Source organism: Streptomyces sp. NPDC001914, from assembly GCF_042891215.1.
Taxonomy (GTDB): Bacteria; Actinomycetota; Actinomycetes; order Streptomycetales; family Streptomycetaceae; genus Streptomyces.
In genome coordinates this window covers 111,982-128,125 of record NZ_JBIASW010000004.1, presented here as the reverse complement: position 1 = coordinate 128,125, position 16,144 = coordinate 111,982, and the positions used below count along the sequence as shown (strand labels likewise).

The following is a 16,144-nucleotide window of genomic DNA, read 5'->3' as shown; positions in this document are numbered from 1 at the left end:
GGGTGGAAGCTCCGTCCGAGCCATTCAGAGACGCGGATCACCCGGGCCGGCTCGGGCTCCGGGAGCGTTCTCGGCCTGGTCAGCCCTGGGCGTGGAGGTGTTCCAGCGCGTCCAGGACGACCGTGCGCCGGTACCAGGAGTTCCAGCGCGCCAGGTCGTCGGCGAGGGTCCGCAGCGCGGTGAGCTGTCCGTGCGTCAGCCACGATCCAGGCCGCGCGTGGTGGACGGTGATGGCGCCCACACAGGTGCCGTCCTCGGCGAGGGCCGGCACCGCGTACAGGGCGCGGCCGCCCACGGCCGGCGCGCCGCGGCCCTCCCCGGCGGCGACGAGACAGGGGTCGGTCGTGACGTCCGTGACGGACACCGGTTGTCCGAGCAGGCGGGCCCGTGCGCACACGGCCGGCGGCTCGCTGACCTGCGCCACGCGATCCCGGTAGGCGGCGTCGAGACCCGAGTGGGCTTCCAGGACGAGGGAGTTCCCCAGCGCGTGGTCGACCAGATGTACTTCCGCGCCGTCCGCGTCGGCGGCGGTGACGACCTGCAGGACGAGGGTACGGAGCAGTTTCCGCAGGTCGTACGCCCCTTGCTCGGGGATGTCGAGCAGCTCGGGGGAGGGCGGGGGAGTGCGCAGGCGGCCGGGGAACCACTCGGGCGAACCCGCGGCCGGGCGCGGGGCGGTGACGACGGCGGAGGCGAGGACGCGCAACGGGACGTTGTGCAGGCGGGAGGTCTCGCGCAACAGGTCGCATGCCGCTCGGGAGCCCGTGAGCCCGTAGCGCTCGAACACGATGCCCTGGGCCATTCCGATGACGGCGCTGATACGGGCCTTCGCGCGCGGGCCGATGACGTCGTCCGCCCGGTCCCTGGGTCCGTCCGCCATGTGGACGGGATGGCGCGGTGCCGCCGGGGGCAGTTCGGCCAGGGCCGCGTCCAGGGTCGGGCAGACGTGCAGGCCGGGAGCCGGGGAGAGGGTGAAGATCTCCCGCACGTGCGGGGTGGAGACGATCACCAGGATCGGGGTGTCGGACAGGTGACGTGTGTGGCTGTCCAGCACATGGATGCCGGCCGCGCTCACCAGCCGCAGTCCCGTCAGATCGAGGATCACCCGCCGGTGCGGGCCCGCTGTCCGAAGGTGCGCGGTCAGTTCGTGGCCGAGCAGCTCGGCGCCCTCGGTGTCGAGGATGCCGGACAGACACATCACGTCGGCGCCGTGCGTCACCCGTCGTACCCCGAGCGTCGAGTTCAGCTCCCGACGGCCGGTCCGCGAGGCAACCGCGTGTTCCTGAGACATGCGGCCCGTCCTTCCCGGAGCGTCGGCCGCTGACGGCCGCTGCTTCACCTTCGCGCCGAACGGATGCCAAGAGCAAGGCGCAATGCCAGGCATGGCCCGAAGTGTCCCTCGACGCGCGGCCGGTGAGCGCGGAGACGGACCGCCAGGATGCGGCTGGAACCCCGGAGTTGCCGCGCTCCCGCGCTCCCACGACCACGTCACTTCGGCAGCGCGGGCCGGATGGTCAACGAGTTCACCGGGACGCGTCGGTATCATCCGTACCTGGCCATTCCCGAGGACGAGCGTCCGCACTGCGCCAACCACACGGTCGCCGACTTCCGCCGCGAGGGGGCGGAGATGGACATCGACTTCGTCGTGCACCGCGGACCCGACGGGGAGATCGAGGGCGGCGCGGCCGTCTGCCTGCCACGCCAAGCCCGGTGACGCCCTGGCCGTTCTCTACCAGCGGAGGCGGGCCGGCGAACGGAGGGAGGAGCGGTCGCCGGTCCATCGAGGCGCGGAGCCGGGTCGGATGATCAGCCCCGCCAGGGGCGCAGCCTCGGGCGCCAGCCCGGGACGGCCCGGCGGTAGCGTTCGTACTCAGCGCCGAACGTGCACAGCAGGGTCGGCTCCTCGTACCGCGTCGCGAACGCCCACATGGCCGCCCCGGCGAGCGCGGCGTACGCGAGCAGGACCGGCCGGGACAGCAGCAGTCCCTGCCCGGCGATCACCGTCACCACCGCCACGTACATCGGATTGCGTACGTACCGGTACAGGCCGCCGACCACCAGGTGCTCGGTCGGTGCCACCGGTGCCGGCGTGCCGAGCCCTTCGACCACGAAGCGCACGAACGCGTGAACCAGCACTGCGGCGCCCGCGGCCACCAGGACGCCGCCCAGCACGCGCACCGGCAACCACCCGTGACCGGTCTGCCAGCCGGTCAGCAACCAGGGGACGAGACCGGCCACCGTCCCCGGGGCAAGCGCCATGAACACCGAGCTGCCCACTGCCGCGGCCGACTTGCGCATTCAGCCAGGATGACCGCGGCGCACCGTGGTGTAAACCGGTGTGGAACGGGGTTCGCCGGGACACCCGCACCGGCCCTGGTCGCCCCCGCACCCGCCGTCGCCCCCGCCGCCGAGGCCGGGACGGGTGGACGGCGCGCTACCCCGCCTTGGCGCCGCTCTTGTCGTGCCGCGCGCCGGTGAGGGTCGCGTACACCACGACGTTGCCGCGGTATCCGCCGTCGCCGGCCCCGCCGCCGCAGGTGATCACCCGCAGTTCGGGCCGGCCCGAAGGGCCGTAGACCTTCCTGTCGGGGAATCGGTCCTTGTCGTAGACCTCCACGGCGTCCACGGTGAAGACGGCGGTACGGCCGTCCGCCCGGTCGATCTCGATCGTCTCGCCCTTGGTGACGGCACCGAGCCGGTAGAACACCCCGGTGCTTCCGTCGCGCGTGTCCACGTGTCCCGTGGTCACCGCCGTGCCGCGCGAACCCGGTGCCGTGCCCCCGCCGTACCAGCCGGCGACACCGGGGTCGCCGTCGGGCGGGGGCCGCAGAGCCCCCGCCCTGTCGAGGCCCAGCCGTGCCAGCGAGGCGTTCACACCGATCGCGGGGATGCGGATGCGGACGGGCTCGGAGCGAGGCAGCGGCGGGGCGGCGGAGTGTGCCGGCGGGGCGGCAAGGCCCGCCGGCGGGGTGGGGAAGGCCTGGTCGGCCGAGGGTTGCGGGGGCCGCCTGTCGACCATCGTGCCGAGCACCAGCAGGATGCCCGCCACCAGGGCCACGATCAGAAACGTGACCGGTGGGACGAACGTGCGCCTCGGCGTGTCGGCCTTGTCCCTGGATTCCTTCAACGTCGGGCCTCTTGCCTGGAGGGAGCCGGATGGAGTCCGTTCCCCGCCGTGCGGGGAACGGGGTCGGGGCCTGGCTGGCCGCGGCGGAGGGTCAGGCCCGGGCGCCGTGCGAGCGGCGGCGGATCCGGTACAGCGCGCCGGCCGCGGCCGCGGTGATCAGCGCGCCGCCCATGGCGACCTGGGTGTTGGTGTCCTGGGCGTCGCCGAACCCGGCGTGGATGGCGCCGTTCGGCTGCCGTTCCGCGATCTCGTACGTGTCCGTGAGCTTGATCCGGGGCGGGCACTTCACGGTGACGGTGTCGGTGCCGGACGCTCCCTCGGCCGGGATCTGGAACTCACCCACGAGCACGCCCTTGCGGTCGCCGCCGAACATGTGGAACTGGCCCCCCGCCGTCGACTCGCCCTTTCCGTACGTCACATCCGGGCCGCATGCGGTGGTCGTGACCGTGACCGTGGAACCGGGCTGGGCGCTCCCCGGGTCGATACGGAGCTCCGTGTCACCGGCGGCCACGGCGGCCGGGCTCTGCAGGGCCAGGACGCCGAGGAGCAGTCCGACACCGACGCCAACGTGTGTGTTTCGCAAGGGAATCCTCCGACAAAGCAGTGGCCGACCTGTCCGCTCGGCGCTCCTGTGATCTCCACAGACGAGAAAACCGACGCTCCGTCAGCTCCGCAACAGGAGGCGCCGGTCCACGCGTCACCCGGGCAGCCGCGTAGCTCGCTCGCGCGGGGAGCATTTGCGCAGGTCCCCGAAGTGGACGCGCGGTGGCGGCTGTTTCGGCACAGGAAGCGGATGGGCTAACGGTCTTCATCCCCGAACGGGCCAAGGGGGCGCGATCACGCGCCCCCTTGGCATCGGCTACCGAAGTCCCCGCTTCACGCGACCGCGGCCTCCGGATCGGTGAGGGCGCTCTCGCCGCCGGTGGTGGCCGGGGCGCGCGCCGGGAGGCGCCGTACGGCGGGAACGCACAGGAGCGCGAGCGCCGCGGGGACGGCGACGACCGTCATCGCGTACAGCGTGGGTCGCACGCCGAGGGAATCGGACACCGGCCCGGCGAGCGCGAGGCCCAGCGGCATGAGTCCCGTCGACAGCAGATAGTCGTACGAACTCACGCGGGACAGCGCGGCCTCGGGAATGTGTGTCTGCAGCGCGGTCTCCCAGGTGACGAAGAACAGGGAGACGGCGACGCCGGTGACGGCTTCGAGAACGGCGATCACGGCGACGGGCGCGCCGGAGCCGATGATGACCGCCTGGCAGGAGCCCACCGCGAGCGCGGCGGCGGCGAGTGCCATCGGATGCCCGACCTTGAGCCGGTAGGCGCAGATGTCGCCGACGACGGAGCCGATGCCGAAGCCCGCGGTGACGATCGCCCAGGAGGCGGCGCCGTCCCACTCGCGCTCGGCCAGGACGGGCCCGAGCACGAACACCGACGGCAGCACGATGACGTGGTAGACGGATATCGCCGCCATGCCGGACCACACCCAGGTCCGACTGCGTACCTGCGTCCAGCCGGCGCGCAGCTCCTCGAGGAACTTTCCGCCCGGTGTGGCCTGTGCTGTCCCGGGTGCCATGTCGCGAGGGGTCAGCCGGGCCAGGAACGCGGCACTGGCCGCGAAGGTCAGCGCGTCCACCGCCAGGGCGCCACCGGGGCCGGCCGTCGCCACCAGCACCCCGGCCAGGGCCGGGCCGGCCACCAGCCCCGCCGACTGGACGAACCCGCGCAGGGCGTTCGCCTCCCGCAGCCGGTCGGCGCCGACGAGCAGGGGCACCAGCCCGGTGGACGCCGGCATGAAGAACGCGTCGGCCGTGCCGAACACGATCATCAGCAGCACCAGGTGCCGCACCTCGGCGACGCCCGTCAACAGCAGGACGGCCGCGAGCCCCTGGACGGCGAACCGCACCAGGTCCGACACCAGCATGATGCGGTGCCGCGGGAAACGGTCCGCCCACACCCCGCCCACCAGGGAGAACAGCAGCATCGGCACGAGGGCCGCGGCCGCGAGCAGCCCCACGTCGGAGGCGGACCCGCCCACCGAGAGCACGGCGAACGGCACGGCGATGAACGACACACGGTCGCCCAGCACCGACAGGGACTGCCCGATGAACAGGCGGGCGAACTGCGGCTCATCACGCAGCACGCCAGGAACCAAAGACTTCACGAGACGACCGATCAGGGACAGCGGACAGGAACTGCAGCGCCCGATGGTAAGCAGTGCCGTCCTCGCAGGTCACCTGGATTAGGGCCTGTCGGACAGGCCCTGGGCGGGAGGAAGGGCCGCGGGCCTGCGCAGCAGCCATTGCCCGAACGTCCGGCGCGGGGGACGCACCACCACGCGGCCGTGCACCTTCTCGCCGACCAGCTGGATCCGCAGGGTGACCGGTGTGTCCGGAAGCGCCGCGGCCGGGCGGTGAACGACCCTGCAGTGCGCGAGCCGCAGACCGTCGGTGTCGACCTCGATGCCCGGCCGGGTGACCAGTGTCAGGGTCTTGCCCGTCATGGCGACGTCGACGCGCAGGGTGTCGTGCGTGATGACGGCGTCGGTGAAGTCGAGGGTCACCTTGCAGAACGTCACGGCGAGTTCCAGCCTCCGCGGCACGACCCAGCGCCCCACGCGCTCGACCGCGCCGCTGTGGACCTGCTCGATCCGGACCGTGTCCTTGGGCTCCGCTCCGGTCGCGCGGCCGGACGGCAGGTCGGTCGTGAGCGCGGCCAGTTCGCCCAACGTCCGCGCCGACAGGGCGGCTTCCAGGCGTTCGTCCAGCTCGTCCGAGGTGAGCAGACCGTCCCCGGCCGCGATACGCAGCACATCGACCACCCGGTCCCGGTCGGCGTGCGAGGCCCGCAGCCCGGGCGACGAGCCCGGGCCGGAGGGTTTCCCGGTGGGGGCGATCTCTCCCGACATGCTTCCGTCCTGATCCTGTCGAACGACTCCGCGCGACGCGGGCAGCGGCGCGAGGAGAAGGGTAACGCTATATCGCGACACTGGGGCCCGGTCCGGTCCGGCTCCATCACGTGAGGGAGGAGCCGTCGGCCGGAGGGGGCGCCGGGAGCGGGCGGCCGTCGCCGTCGTCGAGCGCGGCGGCGGCCTCGCCTCGCCGTGAGCGACGATCCGGGCCTCCGGGGCGCGGGACGGTGGGAGCGGGGGCGTACTGGGCTGCCTGGGCCGTGAACATCGCCGCGTAGCGGCCACCGGCGGCCATGAGTTCGTCGTGGTCGCCCTCCTCGGCCAGCCGTCCCTGGTGCAGGACGTAGATCCGGTCGGAGTGGCGGACGCCGGACATGCGGTGGGTGACGAGGACGACGGCGCGGTGCGGGGCGGCGAGTCCGCGGATGCGGTCGAACGCCGCGATCTCGGCCTCCGGATCGAGGGCGGACGTCGGTTCGTCCACGATGAGGATGCTGTCCGCCCGCGAGGTGGAGCTGCGCCAGTGCGTACGGGCCAGGCCGACCTTCTGCCATTCGCCGCCGGACAGTTCGATGGCCCCGCGGAAGACGCGGGCCAGCAGGCTCCGCATCCCGTCGGGGAGTCTGTCGACGACCGGGCCCGCTCCCGCGTAGTCGACGGACGGCCGCAGGGCTTCGTCGGCCGCCTCGACCTCGGGGCGGCCGATCCGGATGTTCATCGCCGCCGTGACTGGCCAGCGCTGGAAGTCCTGGGTGAGCAGCGCCACGCGGGCGAAGACCTGGGAGCGCTCCAGCCCGGTGACGTCCAGGTCGCCCCACCGAACCGTCCCCGCCTGGGGGAGCAGCAGCCCCGAGAGGACCTTCATCAGCGTGCTCTTGCCGGAGCCGTTCTCACCGACGACGGCCGTGACCGAGCCCATGGGGAGGGTGAGCGTGACCCGGTCTAGCGCCGGAGCCTCGCGGTCGGGGTACCGGTACGAGACCTCGTCGAGCGTGATCTGCTTGACCTGCTCCGGAACCGGGCCGCCCGTCTCGGGGATGGCGTATCCGGCCGCCTCGGCCAGGAAGCGCCCGTGGTCGCGGACGTACAGGGATTCCTCGTGCAGGGTGTTGACGTTCATCACCAGGGCGCCCAGGCTCGCCGACCCGGACCGGACCGCGATCACCGCCGTGCCGGCCACCGCCAGACTCATGTACCCGCTCATGATCAGCCAGATCATGGTTCCGTACGTGGCGGCCGTCGCGAGTCCCGACAGCGCGGAGGCCACCCACTCGGTGACGGCCTTCCCGGAGGCCAGCCGTTCCTGCTCGGCCTCGGCGCTGCGGGCCATGCGCTCGTAGCGGCTGAGAAGGAAAGGGCCGACGCCGTGGATACGTACCTCCTGGGCGGCGGTGCGTTCGGTGAGGAGGTTGCCGATCAGCCGGCTGGCCCGCAGATGCTCGATCCAGCTCATCACCGACACGTACCGTTCCTGGGCCACACGCATCGCGCCCCAGCCGCGCGGTGCGGCGATCAGGGCGAGCATCGGCAGCAGCGCCGGGTGCAGCACCGTGAGCACCCCCGCCGTGGCCACGAGGGAGATGGTGCTGTTCAGCGCGGCCACGCAGGCGCTGATCATGCGGCGGGCGGACGCGGGGCCGTACTGGGCGATGTCGATGAGCCGCCGGAAGTCCGGGTCGTCGATGGCCTCCAGCTCCACGGAGGCCGCGGCGGCCAGGTACTGGGTGGTGGCGATCCGCTCCACCAGCGGTTCCAACCGGCCCGCCCGGGACGTGGACCAGCCCGCCAGAACGGAGTTGACGACGGCGATCGCGGCGGCGGCCAGCAGGCCCGGCATCAGAGCGTGCAGCCGTTCCACCGCCGTGCCGGCCCCGAGCAGGGCGTGCATGACCATGTTGACGGCGAGCAGCCCGACCGCGGCGGCGACGCCCTGCCCGATCTCGCTCACGCCGACCGCGATGAGCGCCCGACGATCCGTGTTCCACGCCATGCGCAAGGTCGCTCCGACCAGGGTCGGCATGGACCGGAGGGCCGACAGCATGGTCAAGTCGAGCGTCGCGTGCTCGTGTTGGGACCAGCCCATGTCGTAGCGCAACGGACCGCCGAACAACTCGCGCTCCGCGTCGGACACTTCCGGCTCCGCCAGCCGGACCTTCCCGAAAAACCTCTTCACACCTGCGCCTCCCTGCGCGTGCCGGTTCCGTGCCTGGGCTCGGGGCCGTGAAGGAGCGTCAGCGGGAGGACACGTCGGCGTGGGACGCCCGCCGTCGGCCGGACGACACCGTTCGAGGAGGTTGCCCAACTCGCGCGCGACTATGTCGCATACGCCGGTTATCGGCCGCCGGGAGCCGTGGTGGCCGACGATCGCCCGGCCGAAAAAGCGGTGGAACGACGGCGCGGTGCGCGACTAACGTGCTGCCGGACCCATTCGTCTAGGCAAGGACGTGCCGTTGTACACCGTGTGAGACCTCCCGAGCGCTGATCTGTCGCGCGTCGCGCCTGTGCGTCGACGTGCTGCCTTTTGCTGCGGACTTCTCACTGGAACCGGTGTACCTCTGTGCTCAATAGCTGGGTCGTCATGCCCACTTGCCTGCCGACCGTTCTCCGCCGATGCCACGCATGCGCCTCCGAGCGCTTCCGGGCCAACGGTAAATTCCGTGTCAACGCGAACCACAAACTCCTCGACGCCTGGCTCCTCGTGCTCTGCGCCGGCTGCGGGGACACGGCGAAACTCACGATCCTGGAGCGGGCGCACGTGCGCTCGGTCCGGCCGGAGCTGCTGGACCGGATGCACGACAACGACCCCGTACTGGCGCGGGAGTTGCTGCGGGACCCGGTCGTGCGGCGCCGTAATCGCATAGCCCTCGACTGGGACGGCGCCTGGCGTCTGGACACCGGCGGTTCGGATCACCTGGACTGTGAGGTGATCGACGTGTCGGTCCGCTTCGCGGCGCGGATCCCGGTCCGGCCGGTGCGGCTGATCGCCGAAGGCTGCGGTCTGTCGCGGGCCGAGGTGGAGCGGCTTCTGGAGGAGGGGAAGGTCGTCTCGGCGGTCCGGCTGAACGGCAAGGTCTCGGGCGACTTCACCTTCACCCTCAAGCGCTGAATTCTCCTCGGGTGCTCGTGGGCCTGTCCGGCATGATCCGCCGGGCAGGCCCCTCGCGCGGGTGGACCCGACCGTGGAGTCCGGGGCGCGCTACCGGCGCGCCCGGCGGTAGGCGATCAGCAGCCCCAGGAGGATGCCGACGAGGAGGGTGACGGTCAGGACGATCCACAGCGGGAGGGTGACCTCGGGAATCCAGAGCCTGATGGTCACAGAACTCGTATTGGCTGCGATGAACCAGATCGTCAGGGCTGCCAGCAGGAAGAAACCGATACTGCGTATCCGGTAGTCCCGCCCCTTGACCGTCACGGTGGACGGCCCGTGTGCCTTCGCGGTCTTCTGGGCCATGAAGCCAGTATCCGGCTGTTCATCCGCGTGGGCGACTCGGTCGGTGGTGCCGGGCCGCTGCCGCCCCTCCCGGGGGCGGACCGCTCCCGTGCGCCCACTCCGCAACCCGCCCGCCGTGGGGCGGCGGAGAGCCGACTTGAGTCGTAAATCGAACATGTGAACTAATGGATGCATGGAGTCCGTGTCACACATGTCCTTTCCTCACGACCTGGTCCGACTGGAAGTGGCCTGGTGCCGCACCTACGACGCCCTCGCCGTGTCCCGCCCGGCCGGGAACACGGCGCTGCGCCGTCGTCTGCTGGTGCTGTCGGCCCGTCTGTGGTGGCATCCGTTCTGGACGGGGCCGGGACGGATGCCGGCGGCCCGGCTGGAGCTGCGCAGGCGGGCCCGTGCCGCGACCGCGCGCCGGTGAAACGCCCTGATCCCGCCGCCCGGCCGCTCTCTCGCTCGCGGGGCGATCACTGAGCCACGCCCGCTGTCCGGCTCAGGCCGCGACCTCGTCCACGGGGATGCCGAGCCGGTCGGCCACGGTGGTGAGGGCCGTGCCCAGGGGGAGTGCGACGCGGGTGAGGGCGTGCCGGTCGCCGCGGGTCGCGTCCCGATTGACGATCAGCACCGGCTTCCCGGCGTCGGCCGCCTGACGAACGAAGCGCAGTCCGGACATGACCGTCAGCGAGGACCCCAGGACCAGCAGTGAGGTCGCCTCACGGACCAGCCGACGGCACTCCTCGACCCGCGACGGCGGAACGGACTCGCCGAAGAAGACCACGTCCGGCTTGAGGACGCCGCCGCAGACCGTGCACGGGACGACGTGGAAGTCCCCGACCTGCTCATCGGTGAGGTCGGCGTCACCGTCCGGGTTGACGGCGGCGGCCACCGGCGCGAAGCCGGGATTGGCCTCCTCCAGCAGCCGGGCGAGCTCGCGGCGCGGGGTGCGGTCGCCGCAGGAGAGACAGACGACCCGGTCCAGGCCGCCGTGGAGTTCCACGACGCCCTGACTGCCGACGGCCTGGTGCAGCCCGTCGACGTTCTGTGTGATCACTCCGGAGAGCAGCCCGTGCCGTCCGAACGCGGCCACGGCCCGGTGTCCGTCGTTGGGGCGGGCGCGGCCGAAGGTGCGCCAGCCGAGGTGGCTGCGCGCCCAGTACCGCCGCCGGGCCTGAGCGGTGGCGGTGAAGTCCTGGTAGGTCATCGGGGTGTGCCGGCGCAGGCTCCCGCCCTCGCCCCGGTAGTCGGGGATGCCCGACTCCGTCGAGATGCCGGCCCCGCTGAGCACCAGCACCCCGCCGGTGCGCAGCGCGGCGGCCACCGGCTCCAGGTCCGTGGTGCCGGGCGGGAGATCCCCGGAGGGGATCCAGCTCAGGGTGGGACGCATGCGCATGCATCCAGGGTACGGATACGAGGACATTGCGTACGGGGAGGGCAGGAGCCGCCACGGCACAAGGTCGGCCACCACGGCGACGTACGGGCTGGTGGGCGATGCGGCCACGCACGGTCGAGCGGGCGCCGCGCCGGTCACCGGCCCACCCCACCCGGTGAAGCGGCTCCGGCCCAGCGTCTCAGCTCTCGCCGGTCCGCCGGAGCCGCGCCGAAAGATGGTGCTGCAGCGGCTGACCGACCGCCGCCAGGTCGTGGAGGAAGTCCAGCGTGTCGGCGTCCGCCAAGGTGTAGCGGCGGCGGGTGGCGACGACCTCCTTGGCGGTCGGGGCGAGTGCCACCTGCTCCGTGGCCAGGTCCACCGCGCCCTCGACCGCCCCGCCGGCCAGGATCTCCGCGATGCCGGTGGGCTGGGTGATCAACGCCTCCACGCGTCCGTCGGCCTGCATCCGCCACCAGCCGCTCTCCCGGGCCGACGGGCGCAGCGGAGCCCCGTCCGCGTCCAGCAGCCAGGCGCGCGCCTCGTACTGGAGGAAGGGCCGACCGTCGTGACTGAAGGTGACCTCCTGCGCGTAGACGAACTCCTCGTCGAGCGTCGGGTAGGTTCCCCGCCCCTGTCCGGCCCAGGTGCCGAGCAGACCGATCACCGGCGTGAGCAGCGCGTGCGGCGCGGGCGTCTCGTCCGGTCCGAGTGCATCGGGGTACGGGTGCTTCCCGACGGGGGCGTTCATGGCATCCACTCCTGGGTTTGAGGCACCGGTACCGCCCGGCAGCCTAGTGGTAGTCCAGCCGTAGATCGCCGGCTCTCCTGCCGGAGCGGCTTGTCGCCGTGTCCCGGGGTGCCGAGTTGCCGGGATACGGAAGCGGGACCCCACCGCAGACTGCCGTGCGACCTGGGTGTATTCCAGTCATCGGCTGATGGAGTCTGGGGCGGAGGGGGTAGGCGATGACAACGGTACGGGCGAGGGCGCACACCACGGGGAGAACACCGGACAAGGACGGTGCCGACCCGGGCTTGCCGGGTCGGGCCCGGTTGACGGGCCTTCTGCTGATCCTGGTGTCCCTGATACCGGCGGCAGCCTGCTACTTGGTGTTCTCCTGGTGGCTGCCCTCCGACAGGGATCGCTACGACGACTACCGAGCGGCCGAGGCGTGCTCCTCGCGCGCGAGCGACCAGGGGCAGACGGACTGCCTGAGTACGTGGCACCTCGTCGTGGAGAAGACGGTGAACAAGACCTCGGGGAGGAGCTCTTCGTACAAGGCGACCTTGAAGGACGCGGACTCCTGGCGGGGAACCGTGTCGTTCGGCGACCCGGGGCCGCTCCTGGAGCGCCTCGCGCCCGGCGACCGGGTCACGGCGACCGCCTGGCGTCGCGACATCGTGGTGCTCAGCAAGGACGGGGTGCGGCAGAACACCTCGGAGGCTCCCCGTGACGAGCTCCAGATGAACGCCGCCCTCGGCGTGCTCGCCGCGCTCGTCGCGGCTCAGGCGTGCGTGTTCGGCGCGGTGCGTCTCGTGAGGCCTCGCGCCTACGAACCCTTCACCTGGAAGCCGTACGGCATGCGGCTGCTCATCACCATCACCGCGGTCTGTTTCGGGGTGGGTCTGCCGGCGACGTGGATCGGCTTCCCGTGGTGGTCCGTGCCCGCCCTCGTCGTCCCTGTGGTGGTGTGCTCGGCGGGGCTGATGTACCGCGGTGAACGGCCGCGAGCCGCGAGCGGATCGTGACGGTCGTCAACGAGGCAGTCTCGCGGAAGTCCGGATCTGCGACCTCCCCGTTCCGGTGCAATCGGGTTGATCGGCGACCCGGGCCGTCCCGCTGCCGCTAGCCTCCGTGCTTCGCGCAACCTTGGGGAACTCATGACGAACGATCTGCCGCCGATGCCCGACACCCCGCCCACCGTCGTACCGAAGCCGTCGCCGGGGAGGCGTCGCAACCTGATCGTGGCCGCCGCCGTCGCAGCCGCGCTCGCCGTCGGCGGCACCGTCTACTGGGTCGGCCGGCCGTCCTACGACGACATCGTCAAGGAATGTCAGCGAGCCCTGGTCGCCCAGTACAAGGCCGACGGACGGGGCAAGCCAGCCGCCTGCACCGATGTGAAGGGCGACGACTACGACGTCCTCGTGCTCAACGCGGCCATGGGCAACCTCGGCTGGCTCGACGACGACGGCGAGTTCGACAAGGACAGGATGCTCGAAGGCAGCCTCGGTGAGCCGTAGTTCACCTGTCCGCCCGCCGGGGAGCAACAGGCGAAGGCGGCGCTGTCCCGGAGTGCCGGGGATGTTTCGCCGAGTGCCACGCTCGGTGATGCGGATGCGGTGCCGGGCGCGGATGCCCGGCACCGCAGCCGGGTGTCACTCCTCGTCGCGCAGTCGGGCGGCCAGCGCCGTCAGCGGTTCTGCTTCCTCGGGGTGGCCCAGGGCGGTCAGCAGGGACACCGCTTTGTCGAGGCGGGTGAGGGCGGGGGCGACGCGCTCCAGGTAAAGGCCCTCCACGGCACCCGTGAAGCGGACGCATTCGGCCCACTCGCCGGTCCGGTCGTCGTCCGGTCCCGGCTCGCCGAGGAGAGCGAGGGCCTTCTCCAGCGCGGCCAGGGCATCCTCGTACGCACCGGCGTAGGCGTTGACCCGCCCGTGTTCGTAGGCCAGGGCCGAGTCCAGGGAGCGTCCCCGGGCCTCGAACTCCGCCGCGCGGGCCTCGTCGGCGACCCGCCCGGCGTCGGTGAGGAAGGCGAGGGCATCGGCCAGGCCCTCCTCGCCCTGCTGCTGGGCCTGCTGGCGGGCGAGTTCGCGCAGGCAGTTGCTCAGCTGTTCGTAGCGGGGTGCCAGGGCGTGAGCGGCGAGCGCCTGGGTCACCGCCTCACGGGCCCGGCCGAACTCGCCGGACTCGGCGAGGAGTACGGCCGCCTCGGCGGCGATCATGGCGTGGCTTCCCGGGTCGTCGTCCCAGCCGGCCGACTCGGCGGCGAGGGCGACGAATTCGGCGGTGGCGGCCTTCAGGTCCTCACCCGCGTGCAGGGCCCGTCCCCGGGTCAGCCGCAGCTGGGCAAGGAGCCGGTCGTCCAACTCGCCCGCCGAGACGTCCGGTTCGGCCATCAGGGAGTCGAGCAGGGCGATGCAGTCCTCGATGCGGCCCATGTCGAGGCTGAGCTGCGCCGCGTTGCTGTACGCGCAGAAGGCGTCCGTACGGCTGCCGTGACGGAGGTCCAGCTCCGCCGACCGCGTCAGATGACGCAGCGCCTCGTCGGCCCGGCCCAGGTGCATGCAGACCTCGGCCAGGTCACCGTGCAGGCGGCTGGTGTCGACCGCCGCGGCCGGCCAGTCGGCGGCCAGCCGCAGCCCCTCCGCCAGGTTCGCGTAGGCGGCTTCCGGGTCGCGCAGGCCGAGCTGGAGCCGGCCCCGCAGCCCGAGGGCGCGCGGCAGGTGCCAGGCGGGACCGTCGGCCTTCAGCCGGCCGAGGAGGTCGTCGACCACGGCGACCGCGGTGGGCAGGTCGCCGGAGAGGGCGTGCGTCCCGGCCTTCAGTAGCAGCCCGCCGGAGATCTGCCCGACGATGTCGTGCCGCGTCGCGAACGCCAGGAGCAGGTCCACCTCGGCGAAGACCGGGGCGACGTCCTCCTCGCTCCCCGTCGTCTGCAGGCGCAGGCCGAGCGGGGTCGCCCGCAGCCGCAGCAAGCGGGCCTCGTGCACCGGTGCGAGGCCGGAAGCACCCTCGTGCAGCGCGACGACGGACGCGTGGGCGGCGGTCAGCGCGGCGGCCTTGGCCTCGGCGCCGTCGTCGACGCCCCCGGCCGCGGCGAGCAGCGCGCAGGCGTGGGCGAGTGCCGCCCGGCCCGGCGCTCCGGCGTCCTCGTACAGGCCCGCGGCCTCCTCGTACAGGGCCTCGGCGACGGCGAAGTCGTCCTTGTCGCCTGCCCGGCTCGCCTCCTCGTCCAGCAGGTCCGCGCGCAGCAGCAGGAGGGAACCCACCGCCGGGTCGTCGGGGTGGGCGTAGTCGCGGGCCGCCGTGAGCGTGCGCAGCCGTGCCCACAGGGCCGGCGCGTCCGGGTGTCCCCGGTCGTCCAACTCCCGGGCTCGAAGGATCAGTTCACCGACCGACTCGGGTGCGGCCGCGGTCGTACGGGCCGCGGGCGCCGTGACCGGGGCGGCCGTGGCCAGGTCGTCCAGGCTGCGGGGGCGCAGGGTCAGCTCCAACGCGTCCAGGAGCGGGGCGCGTTCGAGGCGGGCCGTGCGACGGCCGGTGTGGGCGGCGGTTCCGTTGCGGGCGTCGAAACGCGCGGCCAGGTCGTCGGCGCGGACACCCACTTCGGCGCGCAGGCCGGCCACCGTCCAGGCGCGGCCCGCGTATCCGGCGGCGGGCAGCTCACCGTGTCCGAGCTGCTCGACCCGCCGGAGAAGAACCTCCGCACCGGTGAGGAAGTCGAGCATCTCGCGCGGCGACTCCACCTCGTCGAACAGCCCCCGGTTCTCGGCGAGCAGTTCCAGACCGCGGGCCTCGTTGCCGGTCAGCGCGCAGAACTCCAGGTGACGGCCGACCTCCCCGGCCATGGAGGGGTTGCGGCGGCAGGCGCGGTAGCCGGCGAGGTGCAGCTCGACCGCCCGCTCGGCACCGCCGGTGCGCAGCAGCGGCAGCAGCGCGTGCGAGATGGAGCGGGCCGGCTCCTCCTGACAGGAGTCCTTCCCGGCCAGGACGGGCTCCCAGACGCGCAGAGCCCGCTCGTCGTCGCCCGCCGCGAGGTGGTACAGGGCGCGTTCGCAGATCTCGCAGGCCTCGCAGTCGCTGAGCTGGGTGCGGGGGCGTCCCGCCCACAGGTCGAAGGCGAGCGCGGTGTCCTCGCCGATGTGCGCGGCGAGTTGGTACGCCTGCCCGTAGCAGGGCTGGAGGCCGAGGCCGGCCTTCTCGTAGCGGTCGCGCATCTCCTTCTGCCACTGGCGCAGGCTGGCCAGCGGTATCTCGGGCAGTGCGAGCAGCGCGTTGGCCACCCACTTGAACCGCCAGAACAGCGTGTGGCGCAGCCGCCCGTCGAAGACGTCGGGCTGTTCGTCGAACAGGGTGAGCAGGCGGGCGAAGACGACGGGCGACTTCCGGGGTTCGGAGCCGTAGGTGTACGCCTCCTGGAGTTCGAGGAGAGCGTGAATGAGGGGTCCGGGCTCGGCGAACTGCTCGGCCGCCTCCACCAGTTCCTCGGCCGTGACGGTGCGCGTGCGGCCGTAGGGGCGGCGGTCGTTCTCCTGGAGCGCCTGGAGCAGCTCGTCGGTGGTCTGGGGTGCGGTCGGCATC

Annotated in this window: 16 protein-coding genes; 5 read left to right on the top strand and 11 right to left on the bottom strand. The window is 72.3% G+C overall.

Translation table 11 applies throughout. The features are described from left to right. Positions 1-79: 79 nt before the first annotated feature. A complete protein-coding gene (locus ACFYYF_RS13165) occupies positions 80-1,291 on the bottom strand; it encodes a GAF domain-containing protein (RefSeq protein WP_388774692.1) in 1,212 nt (403 codons plus the stop codon). A 219-nt stretch (positions 1,292-1,510) separates the two neighbouring features. On the opposite strand from ACFYYF_RS13165, the gene ACFYYF_RS13160 reads away from it, so the two are divergent. Beyond that, entirely contained in the window at positions 1,511-1,714 is a 204-nt protein-coding gene (locus ACFYYF_RS13160; RefSeq protein ID WP_388774689.1) for a siderophore-interacting protein, read from the top strand. A gap of 92 nt (positions 1,715-1,806) precedes the next feature. Here the strand turns inward: ACFYYF_RS13160 and ACFYYF_RS13155 are convergent, their stop codons facing one another. The 6 genes from ACFYYF_RS13155 to ACFYYF_RS13130 form a co-directional block, all read right to left on the bottom strand. Further along, positions 1,807-2,298, bottom strand: a complete 492-nt coding sequence (locus ACFYYF_RS13155) for a methyltransferase family protein (RefSeq protein WP_388774687.1) — start codon at positions 2,296-2,298, stop codon at positions 1,807-1,809. 136 nt (positions 2,299-2,434) lie between these two features. Next, a complete protein-coding gene (locus ACFYYF_RS13150) occupies positions 2,435-3,127 on the bottom strand; it encodes a class F sortase (protein ID WP_388774685.1) in 693 nt (230 codons plus the stop codon). Between the two features lie 91 nt (positions 3,128-3,218). Then, a complete protein-coding gene (locus ACFYYF_RS13145; protein ID WP_365481369.1) occupies positions 3,219-3,710 on the bottom strand; it encodes a sortase in 492 nt (163 codons plus the stop codon). Between the two features lie 293 nt (positions 3,711-4,003). Beyond that, on the bottom strand, positions 4,004-5,266 hold the full coding sequence (locus ACFYYF_RS13140; RefSeq protein WP_388774682.1) for an MFS transporter: 1,263 nt from the start codon (positions 5,264-5,266) through the stop codon (positions 4,004-4,006). 99 nt (positions 5,267-5,365) lie between these two features. Next, positions 5,366-6,031, bottom strand: coding sequence for a DUF1707 domain-containing protein (locus ACFYYF_RS13135; RefSeq protein ID WP_388774679.1), 666 nt, complete (start codon positions 6,029-6,031; stop codon positions 5,366-5,368). Between the two features lie 106 nt (positions 6,032-6,137). Further along, complete coding sequence (locus tag ACFYYF_RS13130) at positions 6,138-8,207, bottom strand: ATP-binding cassette domain-containing protein (RefSeq protein WP_388774676.1); 2,070 nt, start codon at positions 8,205-8,207, stop codon at positions 6,138-6,140. 384 nt (positions 8,208-8,591) lie between these two features. Between ACFYYF_RS13130 and ACFYYF_RS13125 the strand changes: the two genes are divergently transcribed. After that, positions 8,592-9,140: a DUF1062 domain-containing protein gene (locus tag ACFYYF_RS13125; RefSeq protein WP_388774674.1), complete on the top strand. Its 549-nt coding sequence runs from the start codon at positions 8,592-8,594 to the stop codon at positions 9,138-9,140. Between the two features lie 90 nt (positions 9,141-9,230). Here ACFYYF_RS13125 and ACFYYF_RS13120 read toward each other — a convergent pair whose 3' ends face one another. Beyond that, positions 9,231-9,485, bottom strand: a complete 255-nt coding sequence (locus ACFYYF_RS13120; RefSeq protein ID WP_361688988.1) for a lipopolysaccharide assembly protein LapA domain-containing protein — start codon at positions 9,483-9,485, stop codon at positions 9,231-9,233. 190 nt (positions 9,486-9,675) lie between these two features. On the opposite strand from ACFYYF_RS13120, the gene ACFYYF_RS13115 reads away from it, so the two are divergent. Further along, on the top strand, positions 9,676-9,897 hold the full coding sequence (locus ACFYYF_RS13115; protein ID WP_388774672.1) for a hypothetical protein: 222 nt from the start codon (positions 9,676-9,678) through the stop codon (positions 9,895-9,897). A 72-nt stretch (positions 9,898-9,969) separates the two neighbouring features. On the opposite strand, the gene ACFYYF_RS13110 is transcribed toward ACFYYF_RS13115, so the two are convergent. Together ACFYYF_RS13110 and ACFYYF_RS13105 are read right to left on the bottom strand one after the other, a co-directional pair. Beyond that, entirely contained in the window at positions 9,970-10,866 is an 897-nt protein-coding gene (locus ACFYYF_RS13110) for an NAD-dependent protein deacetylase (RefSeq protein WP_388774671.1), read from the bottom strand. Between the two features lie 178 nt (positions 10,867-11,044). Further along, positions 11,045-11,593 (bottom strand): FABP family protein, encoded by a 549-nt coding sequence (locus tag ACFYYF_RS13105; protein WP_388774669.1) that lies wholly within the window; start codon positions 11,591-11,593, stop codon positions 11,045-11,047. Between the two features lie 326 nt (positions 11,594-11,919). Between ACFYYF_RS13105 and ACFYYF_RS13100 the strand changes: the two genes are divergently transcribed. Both ACFYYF_RS13100 and ACFYYF_RS13095 read left to right on the top strand, forming a co-directional pair. Further along, a complete protein-coding gene (locus ACFYYF_RS13100; RefSeq protein WP_388774667.1) occupies positions 11,920-12,591 on the top strand; it encodes a hypothetical protein in 672 nt (223 codons plus the stop codon). Between the two features lie 132 nt (positions 12,592-12,723). Continuing rightward, a complete protein-coding gene (locus ACFYYF_RS13095) occupies positions 12,724-13,083 on the top strand; it encodes a hypothetical protein (RefSeq protein ID WP_388774663.1) in 360 nt (119 codons plus the stop codon). A gap of 135 nt (positions 13,084-13,218) precedes the next feature. Here ACFYYF_RS13095 and ACFYYF_RS13090 read toward each other — a convergent pair whose 3' ends face one another. Further along, complete coding sequence (locus tag ACFYYF_RS13090) at positions 13,219-16,143, bottom strand: hypothetical protein (protein WP_388774661.1); 2,925 nt, start codon at positions 16,141-16,143, stop codon at positions 13,219-13,221. Position 16,144: the final 1 nt, after the last annotated feature.

What these genes read in the sequence shown, in the direction of transcription:
- ACFYYF_RS13165 (WP_388774692.1), bottom strand. Translation starts at nt 1,291, where the DNA reads ATGTCTCAGGAACACGCGGTTGCCTCGCGGACCGGCCGTCGGGAGCTG.
- ACFYYF_RS13160 (WP_388774689.1), top strand. Translation starts at nt 1,511, where the DNA reads ATGGTCAACGAGTTCACCGGGACGCGTCGGTATCATCCGTACCTGGCC.
- ACFYYF_RS13155 (WP_388774687.1), bottom strand. Translation starts at nt 2,298, where the DNA reads ATGCGCAAGTCGGCCGCGGCAGTGGGCAGCTCGGTGTTCATGGCGCTT.
- ACFYYF_RS13135 (WP_388774679.1), bottom strand. Translation starts at nt 6,031, where the DNA reads ATGTCGGGAGAGATCGCCCCCACCGGGAAACCCTCCGGCCCGGGCTCG.
- ACFYYF_RS13120 (WP_361688988.1), bottom strand. Translation starts at nt 9,485, where the DNA reads ATGGCCCAGAAGACCGCGAAGGCACACGGGCCGTCCACCGTGACGGTC.
- ACFYYF_RS13115 (WP_388774672.1), top strand. Translation starts at nt 9,676, where the DNA reads ATGTCCTTTCCTCACGACCTGGTCCGACTGGAAGTGGCCTGGTGCCGC.
- ACFYYF_RS13110 (WP_388774671.1), bottom strand. Translation starts at nt 10,866, where the DNA reads ATGCGCATGCGTCCCACCCTGAGCTGGATCCCCTCCGGGGATCTCCCG.
- ACFYYF_RS13105 (WP_388774669.1), bottom strand. Translation starts at nt 11,593, where the DNA reads ATGAACGCCCCCGTCGGGAAGCACCCGTACCCCGATGCACTCGGACCG.
- ACFYYF_RS13095 (WP_388774663.1), top strand. Translation starts at nt 12,724, where the DNA reads ATGACGAACGATCTGCCGCCGATGCCCGACACCCCGCCCACCGTCGTA.
- ACFYYF_RS13090 (WP_388774661.1), bottom strand. Translation starts at nt 16,143, where the DNA reads ATGCCGACCGCACCCCAGACCACCGACGAGCTGCTCCAGGCGCTCCAG.